Source organism: Nonomuraea sp. NPDC059023, assembly GCF_042740095.1.
Classification (GTDB): domain Bacteria; phylum Actinomycetota; class Actinomycetes; order Streptosporangiales; family Streptosporangiaceae; genus Nonomuraea.
In genome coordinates this window covers 1-15,521 of the sequence record NZ_JBHYIO010000019.1, presented here as the reverse complement: position 1 = coordinate 15,521, position 15,521 = coordinate 1, and the positions used below count along the sequence as shown (strand labels likewise).

At 72.0% G+C, this 15,521-nt stretch carries 10 protein-coding genes; 4 read left to right on the top strand and 6 right to left on the bottom strand.

What is annotated here, in order from left to right:
* Positions 1 to 66 precede the first annotated feature (66 nt).
* Entirely contained in the window at positions 67 to 1,368 is a 1,302-nt protein-coding gene (locus ACFWYW_RS29685) for an aspartate aminotransferase family protein (protein ID WP_379614173.1), read from the top strand.
* Between the two features lie 12 nt (positions 1,369 to 1,380).
* Here the strand turns inward: ACFWYW_RS29685 and ACFWYW_RS29680 are convergent, their stop codons facing one another.
* From ACFWYW_RS29680 to ACFWYW_RS29665, 4 genes are all read right to left on the bottom strand, one after another.
* Complete coding sequence (locus ACFWYW_RS29680) at positions 1,381 to 2,205, bottom strand: SAM-dependent methyltransferase (protein ID WP_379614171.1); 825 nt, start codon at positions 2,203 to 2,205, stop codon at positions 1,381 to 1,383.
* A 75-nt stretch (positions 2,206 to 2,280) separates the two neighbouring features.
* Positions 2,281 to 3,213 (bottom strand): ABC transporter permease, encoded by a 933-nt coding sequence (locus ACFWYW_RS29675; protein WP_379614169.1) that lies wholly within the window; start codon positions 3,211 to 3,213, stop codon positions 2,281 to 2,283.
* Entirely contained in the window at positions 3,210 to 4,691 is a 1,482-nt protein-coding gene (locus ACFWYW_RS29670) for a sugar ABC transporter ATP-binding protein (RefSeq protein ID WP_379614167.1), read from the bottom strand. The genes ACFWYW_RS29675 and ACFWYW_RS29670 overlap by 4 nt, the downstream gene beginning before the upstream one ends.
* Entirely contained in the window at positions 4,688 to 5,692 is a 1,005-nt protein-coding gene (locus ACFWYW_RS29665) for a sugar ABC transporter substrate-binding protein (RefSeq protein WP_379614165.1), read from the bottom strand. The genes ACFWYW_RS29670 and ACFWYW_RS29665 overlap by 4 nt, the downstream gene beginning before the upstream one ends.
* Positions 5,693 to 5,807: 115 nt before the next feature.
* Here ACFWYW_RS29665 and ACFWYW_RS29660 point away from each other — a divergent pair, with 115 nt between their 5' ends.
* The gene (locus ACFWYW_RS29660; protein ID WP_379614163.1) at positions 5,808 to 8,804 is read left to right on the top strand and encodes a BTAD domain-containing putative transcriptional regulator; all 2,997 of its coding nucleotides are present in this window, start codon (positions 5,808 to 5,810) and stop codon (positions 8,802 to 8,804) included.
* Between the two features lie 164 nt (positions 8,805 to 8,968).
* On the opposite strand, the gene ACFWYW_RS29655 is transcribed toward ACFWYW_RS29660, so the two are convergent.
* Entirely contained in the window at positions 8,969 to 10,207 is a 1,239-nt protein-coding gene (locus tag ACFWYW_RS29655) for an MFS transporter (RefSeq protein ID WP_379614161.1), read from the bottom strand.
* A gap of 152 nt (positions 10,208 to 10,359) precedes the next feature.
* Positions 10,360 to 12,906, bottom strand: a complete 2,547-nt coding sequence (gene lanKC / locus ACFWYW_RS29650) for a class III lanthionine synthetase LanKC (RefSeq protein ID WP_379614159.1) — start codon at positions 12,904 to 12,906, stop codon at positions 10,360 to 10,362.
* Between the two features lie 138 nt (positions 12,907 to 13,044).
* Between lanKC and ACFWYW_RS29645 the strand changes: the two genes are divergently transcribed.
* On the top strand, positions 13,045 to 13,353 hold the full coding sequence (locus tag ACFWYW_RS29645; protein ID WP_379614157.1) for a hypothetical protein: 309 nt from the start codon (positions 13,045 to 13,047) through the stop codon (positions 13,351 to 13,353).
* Positions 13,354 to 13,464: 111 nt separating this feature from the next.
* Positions 13,465 to 15,390, top strand: a complete 1,926-nt coding sequence (locus ACFWYW_RS29640; protein ID WP_379614155.1) for a glycosyl hydrolase family 8 — start codon at positions 13,465 to 13,467, stop codon at positions 15,388 to 15,390.
* Positions 15,391 to 15,521 lie beyond the last annotated feature (131 nt).

Here is a 15,521-nt window from a genome sequence, read left to right as displayed (position 1 = left end):
TTGACGTGGAATCTCCTTCCACGTAACTTCCGCGACATGGAACGTCTTTTCACGTAAGGAGCAGTTGTGGAATTACACCGTCCGCTGGGACACGCGATCGACGAGGCCGCGCGCCGGGTTCTGCCGGGAGGCGTCAACTCCGCCACCCGCCAGGTGGGCGCGCCGTACGCCTTCACCGCCGCCGACGGCGCCTACGTGAGTGACGCCGACGGCCACCGCTACCTGGACTACCACGCCGCCTTCGGCGCCGTCCTGCTCGGTCACAACCATCCCGCCGTACGGCGGGCCGTCCTGGCCGCCCTCGACGGCATCGACCTGATGGGCCTGGGCGTGACGCCGATCGAGGTCGAGCTGGCCGAGCTGGCCTGCGAGCTCATCCCCTCAGCCGAGATGATGATCACGACGATGAGCGGCTCCGAGGCCACCGTCCAGGCGGTCCGCCTGGCCCGCGCGGTCACCGGCCGGTCGCTGCTGGTCAAGTTCCAGGGCTGCTATCACGGCTGGGGCGACGCCCTGGCCAGGAACGTGATCTCCAAGCCCGAGTCCGCCTACGGCCGTGACCCGCTCTCCGCCGGGCTGCTCGACTCGGCCGTGGACGCCACGCTCATCGCCGAGTTCAACGACCTGGACTCGGTGCGCGCCCTGTTCGAGTCCCATCCCGAGCAGATCGCCGCGGTCTTCCTGGAGCCGATCCCGCACAACGTCGGCGCGCTGGTGCCCACGAAGGAGTTCGTCGAGGGGCTGCGCGAGCTGACCAGGCGGGAGGGCGCGCTGCTGGTCTTCGACGAGGTGATCACCGGGTTCCGCCACGCGCTCGGCGGCTACCAGCAGGTCTGCGGGGTGCTGCCGGACCTGACCGCCTTCGGCAAGGCGATGGCCAACGGCTTCCCGACGGCGGGCCTGGCCGGGCCGCGCGAACTGATGGAGCGTTTCGCCGCCGACGTCCTGCTGGCCGGGACCTTCAACGGCCACCCGGTCGCGGCCCACGCCGCCGTCGCCACCATGCGCCACCTGCGTGACAACCCGGACTTCTACCTCAGGACGCACCGGCTGGGGCAGCGCCTGCGCGACGGGCTCGGCCAGATCGCCGCCGAACTCGACGTGGACGCGACGGTCAGCGGGTTCGGCGGCGTGTTCGTGCTCTACTTCGGCACCGGCCCGGTCTCCGGCTACCGCGACCTGATGCGCAACGACCACGCGGCGTACGCGGCCTTCCACTGCAGGATGACCGGCAAGGGCTTCCTGATGCTGCCGATGGCGCTCAAGCGCAACCACGTCTCCGGCGCGCACACCGACGCCGACGTCGACCTGACCCTGGACGCGGCCAGGGACGTGCTCAAGGAGATGCGCGCGGACGGCCTCGTCTGACGGGGCCCGCGGTCAGGACGTGCGGGGAGGGTCCACGGGCTTGCGGGCGACGCCGACGTACCACCACTCGCTGCCCTCGGGGTCCTCCTCCCACGGCTCCTCCGGCCGCCAGTCCGCCACGTGGACCACGCCGGGCTCGACCAGCTCGAAGCCGTCGAAGAAGCGGGAGATCTGCGCGAAGCTCCGGTGCAGCAGGGGCGTGTCCGCCTTGTCGTACACCTTCCGGGCGGCCACCCCCACCTCGGGATGGGCGTCGTCGGTCAGGTGGGAGACGACCAGGTAGCTGCCCGGCGCCATGCGCTCGGAGAAGGCCCGCACCACCTGGTACGGATCGTCCTCGTCGGGGATGCAGTGCAGCACGCCGAGGAACACCACCCCGACCGGCTGGCTGAAGTCGATGAGCCGCTTCACGTCGGGATGGTCGAGGATCGTTCCCGGCTCGCGGATGTCGGCGTGCGCGATGGCGGTGTTGCCGTCGACGTCGGCCAGCAGCGCCCGCGCGTGGACGATGACGACCGGGTCGTGGTCCACGTAGACCACGGGCGCGCTCGGGTGGATCCGGCGGGCGACCTCGTGCACGTTGTTCTGGTTGGGCAGCCCGGTGCCCAGGTCGATGAACTGGCGGATGCCCAGGTTGGCGATATGGCGTACGGCCCTGCCCAGAAACCACCGGTTGGCCAGGCAGATCTGACGGCTGGGCCCCAGCGCCATGATCTTCTCTGCGGCCGCGCGGTCGGCGGCGAAGTTGTCCTTGCCGCCGAGGTAGTAGTCGTACATGCGCGCGGCGTTGGGCACGTTCGGGTTGATCCCGGAGGGCACGCGCGTGGGGTTGCTCATCGTCACACCTTTGATCAGCGCAATCCGATGAACAGATGCTAACGGTATGAACACTCATTATTTCCGATCTTTCGGCTACTCCTTCCGGTGCCGTAACGCGTAGTCCGTGCCGACGGCGGCAAGGATGAGCAGTCCCTCGACGATCGGGCGGTATGTCGTATCCCATCCGAGCAGGTTGAACCCGTTGCCGATCAGCGTCAGGATCAGCACGCCGATCATGCCCCGCCAGATCGCGCCCTCGCCGCCCAAGATGCTGGTGCCCCCGATCACGGCGGCGGCGATCGCGCTGAGCTCCAGCAGTGTGCCCATGCTCGCCTGCGCCGATCCGCCACGGGCCGCGAGCACCAGTCCCGCCAGCGCCGCGCAGACCCCGCTGATCGTGAACACGACGATCCGCACCGGCCCCACCCGGATGCCGGACAGCCTGGCCGCCTCCGGGTTGCCGCCGACGGCGTACACGCGCCGCCCGAGCGTGGTCCGCCACAGCACGAGCGAGGTCACCGCCGAGACGGCGAGCAGCAGCAACGACGGTACGGTCACCCCGCCCAGAGCCGTGGGCCAGCTCAGCGACTGGAACTCCGTCAGCCGCGCCGGATCCGGGTACACGATCGCCCCGGCCGTGATGACCAGCGCGAGCCCTCGGTAGACGATGCTCAGCGCCAGCGTCACGATGAACGAGTGCACGCGCAGCAGCACGACGGCGGCGCCGTTGACCGCCCCGAGCAGCGCGCCCGCGAGCACCGCCGCGCCGAACCCCAGCGCCACCCCGCCGCCGCGCGCGACCAGCACGCCCACGACGGCGCTGACCGCCAGCACCGCGCTCGCCGACAGGTCGAACACGCCGCAGATCATGCACAGGGTGATCCCGCAGGTCAGCAGCCCCACGATGACGGCCTGGTCGAGCAGGTTGACCAGATTGCCCTGGGTCAGGAACGTCTGCGTGGCCAGCGACAGCGCCACCACCAGCACGAACAGCGCCAGCAGGATCCCGGAGTCGCGTACTCTCATCGCGGCCGCCCGGCGAAGGCGAGTTCCATGACGTCCTCGCGCTCCGCGGCGCCGCGCGCGAACTCGCCGGCCACCCGGCCGCCGCGCAGCACCAGCACGCGGTGCGAGAGCCCGAGCACCTCCTCGATCTCCGACGACACCATGAGCACGGCGACGCCGCGCGCCGCGAGCTCGACCAGCAGCCGGTGGATCTCCACCTTCACCACGACGTCGACGCCCCTGGTCGGCTCGTCGACCAGCAGCACCTTCGGCTCGCGCATGAGCCACTTGCCGAACATGGCTTTCTGCTGGTTGCCGCCCGACAGGCCGGCGGTCCTGCCCTTGGGGTCGGCCGCCCTGACGTCGAGGCGGTCGAGCCACTGGCCGACCTCGCGGGCCTCGGCGGCCCGCCGGACGAACCCGGCGCGCTGGCGGGCGGACAGGCCGGTCAGCGCCAGGTTCTCGCGCAGCGAGCGGACCAGGACCAGGCCCTGCTCCTTGCGGGACTCGGGGACCAGAGCCATGCCCTGCGCCATCGCGTGGCGGGGGGAGGCGGGCCGTACCGGATGGCCGGCGACCGCGACGTCGCCGGACGTGCGGCGGTCGGCGCCGAAAAGCAGCCGCAGGATCGCCGACCGGCCGCTGCCGGTCAGTCCGGCGAGCCCGACGATCTCGCCCGCGCGGACCTCCAGCCGTTCCACCTGGGGCAGCCCGGTGGCCGACAGCACCACCGGCGCGTCCGCCGCGACGGGGGCCGGCTCGGGGTAGAGGACCTCGATCGGGCGGCCGACCATGTGCTGGACCAGCGAGCGCGGGGTCTGTTCCGCTGCCGGCGCCGTGAGCACGTGCCGGCCGTCGCGCAGCACGGTGACCACGTCGCAGGCCGACAGCACCTCCTCCAGCCGGTGGGAGACCAGCACGATCGCCATCCCGTCCGCCGCGAGCGTGCCCAGCAGCTCCAGCAGCCGCTCCGCCTCGGTGCGCGGCAGCAGCGCCGTCGGCTCGTCCAGGGCCAGCACCCGCGCGCCGCTCGCCAGCGCGCGCAGGATCTCCACCCGCTGCTGGTCGGCGACGGGCAACTCCCGCACGGGCCGGTCCGCGTCGAGCACGAATCCGGTACGGCCCAGCAGCCCGTCGAGCAGGAGCCGGTCCGCGCCCGGCCGCCACCATCCCGCCCGGTGGGCCCAGCGGCCGAGAAAGACGTTCTCCAGCACCGTGAGCCGGGGGACGAGCGCCACCTCCTGCGTCACCAGCGCGATCCCGTGCGCCCGCGCGGCCCGCGGGCTGTCCAGGCGCACCGCCCGGCCGTCGGCGACGATCCGCCCGGCGCCGGGCGTGGTGACGCCGCACAGCACCTTGACCAGCGTGCTCTTACCGGCGCCGTTCTCGCCGACCAGGCCGTGTATCCGCCCCGGCTCGACGCGTAGGTCGACGCCGTGCAGCACGGTCGTGCCCGCGTAGCTCTTGGTGATGCCCTCCAGGAGGAGCGGGCCGGTCATTCGTCGTACTCGCCGGTGACGCCCGCCAGCACCTCCTTGGTGCCCAGGTGCTTGCCCGGCGTGACGTCGGTCATCAGGTTGCCCGCCCGCACCTGCTTGCCCTGCGCCTTGTCCAGGCCCAGATCGGCGGCCCTGGCGCCCAGGGTGCGGACGGGGAGGTAGTAGGCGGCGAACCAGCGTCCGTCCTGGACCGCGGTGACCGTCTGGCGGGAGCCGCCGTTGGCGACGTACAGGATGGGCTTGCCCTTCGCGACCGCCTCGGCGCCGGCGATCGCCTGGGAGGAGCCGACGACGACGTCGACGCCGGGCGCGCGCTGGAGCACGTCCTGCATGGCCTTGCGCCCGCTGTCCTGGGTGTATCCGCCCTCGACCTGGGCGACGATCTTCGTGCCCGCCTTCTTCAGCACCCCGACGGCCGCGTCGGTGCGCGCGTTGTCGAGCGGGAGCGCCTTCAGGCCCTCCAGGTAGGCGATCTCGCACGGGTCCAGCTTCTTGCTCGCGCAGGCGCGTACCGCCAGTTCGGCCAGGGCGGCGCCGTTCACCGTGGGCACGTCGATCAGCGTGATCGTGCCCTCGACCTGCGGCTCCGCGGTGTCGTAGCGGGTGCCGAGCGGGGTGAACTGCACGACGACCGCGATCCCCGCCTGTACGGCGGAGCGGATCGCCGGGACCACCGCGGCCCCGTCGTTGGCCTGGACGACGAAGACGTCGAAGCGCTTGGAGGTGACCGCGTCCTGGATCTGGCGGACCTGCGTCTGCGCGTCGAAGTTGGGGTCGAAGAACTCGGCCGTGGCGCCGCGGGACTTCGCATGCTCCTCGACGCCGGCGAACGTGGCGGCGGTGAACGAGTTCGCCTTCGCGAAGCCGAAGAACGCGACGCGGCTCTGGCCCTTGGGACTCGGCTGCGCCGTCGGAGCGCCCTCGGTGTTGGGGTTGACGCAGCCCGCCGCCAACGCCACCACCGCTGCGAGCAGGGGTAATCCGGTCCAGCGTGCGACCATCGACGGTCTCCTTCGCATGTCAGCGAACGTGCACGTCCCAGAGAGCTTGATCATAGGGAACCGAGGGCGCTTTCGCCCACCGATAACCGATCGAAAGCGGTCACGGTTACGGTCCTTGCGGCAGGAGAGAGACCGCAATCAGGAGTGGCCGCGTGATGACCTTGACCTCCGCGGCGCGCCGGACCGGGCGGCGCCGATGGCGCTGAGCGGAGAGCCGGGCACGAGGTTCGGGATTCTCGGGCCGCTGGAGGTCGCGGTCGGCGACCGGCCCGTCCACGTGGGCGGTCCGCGGCCGCAGGCGGTCCTGGCGACCCTCCTGCTGCACAGCGGGCAGACGGTGAGCACCGGCCGCCTGGTCGACCTGGTGTGGGAGGACGCGCCGCCCTCCTCCGTACGCGGGCAGGTGGCCGCGGCGATCTCGGCCCTGCGCGGCGCGCTGCGCAAGGCCGGAGGAGACCCGGCGCTGATCGAGACCGTCGCGGGCGGCTACCGGGTTCCCCGGACGCTGGCCCTGGACGCGCTGACGGTGGAGCAAGGACTCGCCGCGGCGCGCCAGGAGGCGGCGGGCGGGCGGCCGGGCCAGGCCGCGGCCATGTTCCGCGCGATGCTCAAGCTGTGGCGCGGCCCCGTGCTCGGCGGGATCACCAGCTCCGCCCTCCTCAACGCGGCCAGCAGGTGGGAGGAACTACGCCTGGCCGCGCTGGAGGAGTGCGTCGAGCTGGAGCTGGACCTGGGCCACCACCGGGAGCTGACCGCCGAACTCAGGAGCTTCGTCGGCGAGCACCCGCTTCGGGAGCGGGCCCGCGCCCAGCTCATGCTCTCCCTGTCGCGCTCCGGACGGCAGGCCGACGCGCTGGCCGTCTACGACGAGGGACGCAGGCTCATGGTCGACGAGCTGGGCCTGGAGCCCGGCCCGCGCCTGCGCGAGGTGCACAACCTGATCCTCCTGGAGGATCCGGTCACCCGTGAGCCGGAGCGCGAGGTCGCCGACGTACGGCCCTCGCAGCTTCCGCCCGCCGCCTTCGCCTTCACCGGCAGGCAGGCGGAGCTGGATGAGCTGGACGCGTTGCTCGACCCCGGCGACGACAGCGGTGACGACGCCGTGCGCGTCAGCGTGGTGAGCGGGGTGGGCGGCATCGGCAAGACCGCCCTCGCCATGGCCTGGGCGCACCGCCGGGCCGAGCGCTTCCCCGACGGGCAGCTCTTCGCTGACCTGAGCGGATTCACCCGCGGCAGCCGTCCAGCCGCACCGGAGAGCGTGCTGGACGGCTTCCTGCGGGCGCTCGGGGTGCCGGGCCGCCGGATACCGCAGAGCCTCGCCGAGCGCACGGCCCTCTACCGCACCATGCTCGTCGGCCGGCGGCTGCTGGTCGTGCTGGACAACGCGCACTCCGCCGACCAGGTCCGCCCGCTTCTGCCCGGTTCCGGCACCTGCCGCGTCATCGTCACCTCCCGCAAACGGCTCGGCGGACTCGTCGTCCAGGAGGGCGCGCGGCCGCTCACGCTGGAGGTGCTGCCGCCCGCCGACGCGCGGCTGCTGCTGCGCCGCATCGCCGGGCGGCGGCGGATCGAGGACGACGCCGACGGCGAGGAACTGTCCACGCTCGCCGAGCTGTGCGACCGCCTCCCGCTCGCGCTGCGCATCGCCGCGGCGAAGCTGGCCGTCGGCAGCGCGTGGTCCCTGGGCGAGCTGACCGGCAGCCTGCGCGCCGAGCGCCACCGCCTGAACGAGCTGCGCCAGGACGAGGAGCAGCTGCGCAACACCTTCGAGCTGAGCTACCTCGACCTGCCGCAGACCGCCCGGCTGGCCTTCCGGCGGATCGGCCTGCTCCAGGGCGTCAGAGACCTGGCCCCCTGGACGCTGGCCGCGCTCCTCCACACGTCGTTGCGCGCCGCGGAGGAGCTGTGCGAGGAACTGGCCAACGCGCAGATGCTCCAGCCCGCCCGGCGCGACGCCAGCGGGCAGCGCCGCTACACCATGCACGACCTGGTCCGCCTGTTCGCGATCGAGCGGGCCGAGGCGGAGGAGAGCCGGGACCAGCGCGCCGAGGCCCTCACCCGCGCGATCGGCGGCCTGCTCGCACTGGCCGAGCACGCGCGCGGGCACGAGTATCCCCGCCACGACCTCATGATCGTCCGGGGTACGGCACCGCGCCACCACCTGGAACCCCCGCCCCAGCTGGACGCCGACCCGATGGCCTGGCTCGACGCGGAACGCGCGACCGTGGTCGCCTTCGTCACCCAGGCGGCCCGCCTCGGCTGGGCCGGCCTGGCCTGGGAGCTGGCCGCCACCCCGGTCTACCTCTACGAGATGTCCGGCTACTTCGACGACTGGCGAACGGTCGTGGACGCGGCGCTGGCCGCGTGCGGGGAGACCGGCGACCGGCGCGGCGAGGCCGCGATGCTCCTGTCGCGCGGCGAGATCCACCACCAGCGCCGCCAGCTCACCGAGGCCGGGACCACGCTGGCGGCGGCCATGCGGATCTTCGAGGAGGTCGGAGACGAGTACGGCCTGGCCCTCACCCGCCGCTACGACGTCGTCACCCGCGACTACCAGGGTGACCACGAGGGCGTCGTGGCCGAGTTGTGGGAGGCGGTCGCCGTCTTCGAGCGGGTGGGCGACACCACCGCGGAGGCGGTGACCCTCGGCAGCATCGCCTTCCACCACACCACCGTGGGCCGCCCGGACCAGGCCGAAGGGCCTCTGGTGCGGGCACTGGCCCACCCCCTGGGCAGGCGCACGAAGGCCCTGCTGACCAAACGTCTGGCCGACACCTATCACGAGCTGGGCAAGAACCTCGAAGCCGTCGAGGCGGGCAGGCTCGCCCTCCGGCTCACCAGGGAGCAGCGCGACCAGATCGGCGAGGCCTGGGTGCTGCTGAGCCTGGGGGAGGCGCTGGCGGACGTGGACAGGCCCCTCGGCAGGGAGACGCTCGCCTCGTCCCTGGCGGGGGCCGACCGGCTCGGGGACCTCCTGCTCGCCGGGCGTGCCCACCTCGCGCTCGCCCGCCTGGGCGGCGAGGACGCGAACGAGCACCTTGACCTCGCCATCACCGCCTTCCGACGCCTGGGCGCCCAGCCCTGGCTGGAGAAGGCACTCAACCTCACCTAACCCGTCCTGGAGGACATGACGATGAAGCGCCGTCTTTCCGCACTCTTGCTCAGCGTCGCCGTAGTACTCGGAGGCAGTGCCGCGGCGGCCCACCTCGAACCGCCGCACTCGCCCCCGGCCCAGACCGTCGTCGCCGGCGAATGTCCGGGCGACCACGAGTGGTGTTAAGCGCCGGCCCGGCCCTCGGGGCCGGGCCGCCGCAGGTAGAGGGCCGCGTGCGCGCCCGCCAGCAGGAACATCACGGCCGCTCCGAGCAGGATGAGGTCGATACGGCCCCGCCCACCGGCCAGCCAGCCCACCAGACCCAGTGAGGTGATCGAGGCCAGGCGCAGCGCCGAGGTGAAGACCGACAGGACCCGGGCGAGATGGTCCCGGCCGGTGGCGGCCAGCAGGATGGGCGACATCACGGTCTCGACGATGCCGCCGGCGACGCCGTACCCGAAGATGACCAGGGCGGCGAGGGGCGCGCTGTCGAGGCGCGCGTAGACCAGGCAGGTGAGGCCGCACAGCAGCAGGCCGCCGGCGAACAGCCGCTCCTTGCCCAGCCGCGCGTGGAGCGCGGCGGAACCGAGCGCGCCGGTGAGGATGCCCGCGCCCAGCGCCGAGCTGATCACGCCGAACCAGGCCGGGTCGGCGCTCAGGTTCTCCCTGACGAAGAAGACGTTGAGCGAGCCGAACGCGCTCGCGCCCAGCATGACGATCATGCCGGCGCCGAGTACGGCCCGCAGCGTGCGGTCGCGGGCGATGAGGCGCAGGGGCGCGAGCATCTCCCGGCCCAGGTGGCGTTCGCGGGCCTCGGTCATGGGCACGCGGGTCCCGCGCAGGGCGAGGAAGGAGCAGGCGAAGGTGGCCGCGTTGAGGCCGAAGCAGACGCCGGGGCCCGCGGCGGCGAACAGGGCGCCGGCCAGCGCGGGACCGGCGATCATCGCGATCGCGGAACTCGCCTGGGCGAAGCTCGCCGCCTGCTCGCGCCGGTCATCGGAGACCACGTCGCTGAGGATGACGATGCGGGCGGGGTTGAAGAACTGCGTCGCCGCGGACTGCCCGGCCAGGGCCAGCCCGCACAGGGCCAGCGTCAGCCCGACGGGCAGCGAGTCCGCCAGCCAGGCCAGGATCGCGAAGCCGCCGCCGATCAACGTTCTGACCGCGTCGGCGGTTCTGGCGACGCGTACCTTGTCCCAGCGGTCGACCAGCGCTCCGGCGACCGGCGCGCCCGCCACCGTCACCACGGCCACGATGAGCAGACTGGCCGCGGTCGCGCTCGGCGCGTACGGCTGGTCGCGCAGCAGGACGGTGCCGATCCACAGCGCCATCGTCGTGGTGAACAGGTAGTCGCCGGCCAGCGAGACGCTCTGCCCGAGCCAGAGGCGGCGGTAGGTCCGGTCGAGCAACAGCTCCTTCATCGCGCTCCTTCCCTGGACAGCGGCGGGCCGCCGTCTAATCGTCTTCGCCGGCGGCCGGCCGGACGCGAACTAGTCGGTCGTGATGCTGATGCAGTGGCTGTCCCCCCGCTTGGGGGCCTCGGACTGCAGGGCGAGAATCTCGGCCATGGTGGTCACCTCCCTTCTGTCGTCCCGGCCCCGAGGAAGGGCAGAAAGGATCCGCCCCCTCGGAACGCTGAGTTCAGGGCGAGCAGGATGCCCGCCGAACCTGACGCCACGTCCATGGACAGGCGCAGGAGCTTGGTGCTCGGAAAGGCCAGGTGCCCCCGGTACGGCTGCGCGTGCAGCGCCAGCCTCGGCACGTGCGCCATGAGCACGTCGTGGTCGGCCGGATGGCCCAGATGCGCGAGCGTCGCGATGAACCCGGCGCGTCCGCGGAACAGGCTGGGCCCCCGCGTGAACGGCGCCCGGCACCCGCGCCGCACCCCGACGACGGCGGCGGCAAGCGCCTCGTCCGGCCGGTGCCGCAGGTACTCGTGGGCGACGATCGCCAGCCCGGCGCTGCCGCCCTCGACGTAGAGGATGTTGCGCCGCCGGGTGCCGTGGTCGACCAGGTGGAAGGTGTCGCCGCCCAGGACCTCGCCCCGGTCGAGGTCCTGCTGGAGGGCGGCGCGGGCGCGGTCCAGCCATACGTCCCGGCCCGTCGTCTCGAACAGCCGCAGGAAGCAGAGCGCCACCCCCGACATGCCGCGGATCAGCCCTCCTTCTGCGGGCTTCCGGTCGTCCGTGAGCGCGGCCAGCCGCTCGCCGATGGCGAGTGCGCCGGACAGGTGCGCGTCGTCGCCGGTCCGGTGGGCGAAGTGCAGGAGGTTGAGCGCGTGGCCCGCGCCGCCGCTGAGCAGCCCCGCGGTCGCCACCCGGCCCTCGGCCGCCCGCGCCTGTTCCAGCGCCTTCAGCGCGACGTCGGTGTAGCCCAGTTCGTCCAGGACGTAGGCGACGCCGTGGAGGCCGTCGTACAGCCCGGGTTTGGCGTCCGGGCCGCGCAGGGCCTGGGCGGCCATCCAGTCGGCGAAGGCCGCGGGCACCTCGGCGCCCACCCGGTGCAACGCGAGCAGCACCCCGGCCGCCCCGTAGGCCAGCGTGAAGCCGCCGGTGGCGAACTGCTGCGGGCCGCCGGGGAACAGCGCGCCGTCGCGGGAGAGGTCCGCGCTCTCCATGATCCCCGCCACCAGCGAGTCGCGTACGGCCGGCCAGGAGATCTCCCCGTCGCCCAGCAGCCGGTCGGCCACGTCGGGGGCGGGGCCGTCCCCGGTCAGCCCGAACCCGGCGGCCGCCTGCGCGGCGAACGTCTCGTCCACGGGAAACAGGTCGGTCACCGTGCCGATCGCGCGGCGGACCTGGGCGGGGGTGTGTTCGGGCCGCATGTTCATCGGCAGGTGGAGCCAGACGCGTACGCATTCCAGCTGGTAGCGGTCGGCGGCGGCGCCGCTCATCCCGGCGGGCGCGTGGAAGCCGGGCGCGCCGCCGTCCAGGATCGTGGTGTCGTCGAGGTCGCGGGCGTACTCGTAGTCGACCAGCACGACCTCGCCGTCGGGGCGGACGATGACGTTGCCGGGATGCAGGTCGCCGTAGCGCACGCCGCGCTCGTGGATCCGCTCCAGCGCGTGCCCGATCTTGCCGACGATCTCGGCGGCCCATTCGGTGTAGGCCCTGACCTCGGGCTCCGGCGGGCCGTAGGTGTTGTGGGCGTACGGGTAGCGGCGGACCATCTCGTCGAACAGGCTCAGGCCTTCGACGTGCTCCTCGACCAGGAAGTGGTGCTCCCAGGCGAGGTGGTGGCCGAGCAGGCGGGGCACGCAGGGCAGGCCGTCCAGGCGCCGCAGGATGTCGTGCTGGACCTGGAGGCGGGCGACCGCGTCACGGCCGTTGCGGTCGAGACCGGCGTGCGGCCTGGCCTCCACCAGGACCACGCGCTCGTCGGTCCCCTTGCGGGTGGCGAGGTAGACGCCGCCGGCGTTGGAGTAGTGCATGACGCTCTCGACGGCGAAGGGGAAGCCGGCGCTGCCGCTGTGGCGGGCCTCCAGGTGCGGGGTCAGGACCTCGGGCACCTCGACCCGCTCGGGCAGGACGAACCGGGCTTCGCGTACGTCGGGGACGATCCGGCCGTCCGGGTCGAGCCTGCCGGACACCGGTTCGCCGTCCTCGCCGACGCAGGTGAGCTTGGTGAAGGCGCCGTAGCGGACGAACAGCGGGCCCTCGCCGATCCGCAGGTCGCTGAGGACGTACGGGCCGGTGATGCCCTTGAGCTGGTGGCCGAGCGTTTCCAGCGCCTCGGCCAGTTCCTCGTCGTCGGCCGGGTAGATGGTGATGGCCTTGCCGCTGGCCGCGCGGTCGGCGTACTTGCCGTTCAGCAGCTGGATGGCGCGGCGGCTGCGCAGGAACTTGAACGGGATGTCGCGCTCGACGCAGTAGTCCCAGACGATCGCGCAGGCGTGGTCGGCGTCGCCGGGCGTCACCGCCACGTGGATCTTCCAGCCGGTCCGCTTGAGCGGGCGGTAGGCGGGGCGCAGCCGTACCCAGAGGTCCTTCTCGGTGCGTTCCCAGTTCGCCGGGGGCTCGCGGTGCGCGAGTCGCTCCGCGGTGTCGGCGATCCGGTCGGGGCGGGCGAAGAAGTCGGGGTCCGACTGGCAGAAGAGCGCGAGATGCTCCCACTCGATCATTGGTGTCCCCCTCGGCGTTGATCGGCTGACTAGAGCCTGCACGCCGCCGCTATGAGCTCGATATGAGGCGCTCATATCTCCCGCGAACCCCGCGTCCCTAACGTTTCCCCTCGCAACTTCCAGAAAGGAAAGTCAGTCATGCTCAAGAAGGTTCTCCTCGGCGCCGCGGCGCTGGTTTCCCTGTCGATCGCGGCACCGGCGCAGGCGGACGTCTCGGCGGCGGCGTCGGCGTGCAACGTCCAGCACGAGGGGTGGTACAGCGGCGGCTCCGCCAACTTCTTCCGGTACGTGAAGGTCGTCAACGAGTGCGGTTACGCGAAGACGATCTGTGTCGACATCCCCAACTGGCCGGACGCCGGGCCGTACACGATCAAGGCCTATGAGCGGAAGAACCTCACCTACGGCAACGCCTCCCACCGGCAGGGGCGCGGCCTCTATCCCTGCTGATCGCGCGAGGGGCTCTTGCCAAGCGGGCGAAGGTTCTCTACTGTCCCTACAAGTTAGGAAACATTCCTAACTAAGGCGTCGTCCGAACCTCACCCCCCAAGGACCCCGCTGATGCCGCACGTTGTCAGAGCCATGGCCGCCGCCGCGGCCATGGTCGCAGCCCTCACCGCCCATCCCGCCGCCGCCAGTTCGGCGGCCGACACCCTGATCTCCCGCGACAGGCCCGCGACCGCCTCGTCCATCGAAGGCGCCGGTTTCGAGGCGGCCAAGGCGGTGGACGGCAGCACGAGCACCCGCTGGGCCAGCGCCGAGGGCCACGACCCCGAATCGGTCACCATCGACCTCGGCGCCACCGCGACCATCTCCCGCGTCAAGCTGAGCTGGGAAGCCGCCTACGGCAAGTCGTACAAGATCCAGACCTCGCCCAACGGCACGTCCTGGACCGACATCTACTCCACCACCTCCGGCAACGGCGCCACCGACGACCTGACGGGCCTGTCGGGCAGCGGGCGCTATATCCGCATGTACGGCACGGCCCGCGGCACCACCTACGGCTACTCCCTCTGGGAGTTCGAGACCTACGGCTCGTTCCCGGGCGGCGGCGACACCACGCCCCCGAGCACCCCCGGCAACCTCCGCTCCACCGCCACCACCTCGACCAGCGTCTCCCTGGCCTGGAACGCCGCCACCGACAACGTCGGCGTCACCGGCTACGAGGTCTACCGGGGCGGCACCCTGGTCAACACCGCCACCGGGACGACCTACACCGACACCGGCCTGACCCCCGCCACGGCCTACACCTACACGGTCAAGGCCCGTGACGCCGCGGGCAACGTCTCACCCGCGAGCGGCCCGGTCACCGCCACCACCCAGGCGGGCGGCGGCGGCCCCGCCGTACCGTTCGGCAGCCATGCCATTCCCTACGCCTCCGGCATGCTGAAGCCCTCCGGCGCCCAGGCGACGCTCGACCAGAAGGTGATCGACTACTACAAGCGGTGGAAGACCGCCTTCCTCCGCCAGAACTGCGGCAACGGCTGGTACCAGGTCTACTCCCCGGACGCCGACCACCCGTACGTGGCCGAGGCCCAGGGTTACGGCATGGTGATCGCGGCGACCATGGCCGGAGCCGACCCGGACGCCAAGAAGATCTTCGACGGCCTGACCAAGTGGATGATCGACCACCCGTCGGTGATCAACCCCGACCTGCTGGCCGCCGAGCAGAACGAGGCCTGCCAGAGCGTCAACGGCAGCGACGGCGCCACCGACGGCGACATGGACGTGGCCTACGGCCTGCTCCTGGCCGACCGGCAGTGGGGCAGCAACGGCACGTACAACTACAAGAACCTCGCCGTGCGGCACATCAACGCGATCAAGAAGGATGAGCTCAACCCCTCCACGAACCTGCTCAAGCTGGGTGACTGGAGCACTCCGAGCGACCATCGCTACTACGTCTCGCGCGCCTCGGACTGGATGGCCGGCCACTTCCGCGCCTTCAAGAAGGCCACCGGCGACTCCACCTGGGACACCGTGCGCAACGCGCACCAGAACGTGATCGCCTCCCTACAGTCCACCTACGCCCCGAACACCGGCCTGCTGCCCGACTTCGTGGTCGACACCAACACCTCGCCGCGCCCGGCGCCGGGGAAGGTGCTGGAGCACGCGAACGACGGCCAGTACTGGTGGAACTCCTGCCGCGTGCCCTGGCGGATCGGCGCCGACGCGGTGACCAGCGGCGACGCCAGGTCGCTCACGGCCGCCCGCAAGCTGAACACCTGGGTCAAGTCCAAGACCGGCGGCGACCCCGGCAAGATCGCCATGGGCTACAAGCTCAACGGCACGCAGATCTCCTCCGGCAGCGACGCCTCGTTCTTCGCCCCGTTCGCGGTGGCGGCGATGACCGACTCCGGCAGCCAGGCCTGGCTGGACGCGCTCTGGAACAAGATGCTGGCCACGCCGATCGACAGCAGCAGCTACTTCGCGGCGAGCATCCAGCTCCAGGTCATGATCACGGCCACGCACAACCACTGGGTGCCCTGACACACCCCGGTGGCCGGTCGGCCCGTCCGACCCGCCCCCACCACGCGCCACCCCCGCGCGGCCCGGGCGCCCTCACCCCCCCCCCCGGGGGGCCACACCCCCCACACCCCCAGTCGCATATAAACAACAGA